Here is an 892-nt window from a genome sequence, read left to right on the forward strand (position 1 = left end):
TAGACGATGGTCTGGGTAATATCGGCAGCGCGAGCGAAACCGGTGAGATTGATTTAACCCCACCGAGCCTTGTTATTACAGATAACGGCGTTAGCAACGACACAACACCGACGATCTCCGGCACAAGTGATGCGCCACAAGGCAGTGAAGTGACAATTATTGTGACAGACAATGCCGGTGCACAGCAAACCATTACCGCCACAGTGGGCGCAAGTGGCACATGGTCAGTGCCGGTTACAACAGCCCTTGCTGAGGGCAACTTTACCGTAAGTGCAAGCGTAAGCGATGCAGCGGGTAACACAGCGACCGCCACAGGTGCAGGGGAGGTTGATACCATTGCGCCAACACTTGATTTAACCAGCCCAGGTTCAAGTAACGATGCTACACCGACCCTAAGCGGCACCAGTGATGCGGTTGAAGGCACCGTGATCACCTTTACGGTTATCGATGATTTAGGGGCAGAGCAAACCTTTACCACCACCGTGGATGCGAGCGGCAATTTCTCAGTGGAAGTACCGACGGCACTTGCAGAAGGGCCTTACAGCATTGAGGCCAGCATTAGCGATGATGCAGGTAACAGCACTGATATCAGCAGCAGCGGTAACATCGATACCACCGCGCCAAGTGTGAGTGTGGATGCACCAGCGCTCACCAACGACAGCTCGCCAACAGTTACGGGCACCAGTGATGCACCAAACAGCACCGTTACGATAACCTTTACCGATGCAGCCAATGCCGTACAAACTATTGATGTACAAACCGACGCCAATGGTAATTGGAGTGCCACCCCAGCGACTGATTTAGCTGAAGGTAACTACAGCGTCAGCGCGAGCATCACGGATGCAGCGGGCAACACGGGCACAGGGACAGACAGCGGTGAAGTGGATGTAAC

General features: G+C 53.8%; 1 protein-coding gene. It reads left to right on the forward strand.

Annotation, left to right across the window (positions count from 1 at the left end):
• The coding region (locus PAT01_RS20015) for an Ig-like domain-containing protein (RefSeq protein WP_186807322.1) at positions 1–892 on the forward strand (892 nt) is incomplete at both ends.

The sequence above is a fragment of the Pseudoalteromonas atlantica genome (assembly GCA_007988745.1).
Lineage (GTDB): Bacteria > Pseudomonadota > Gammaproteobacteria > Enterobacterales > Alteromonadaceae > Pseudoalteromonas > Pseudoalteromonas atlantica.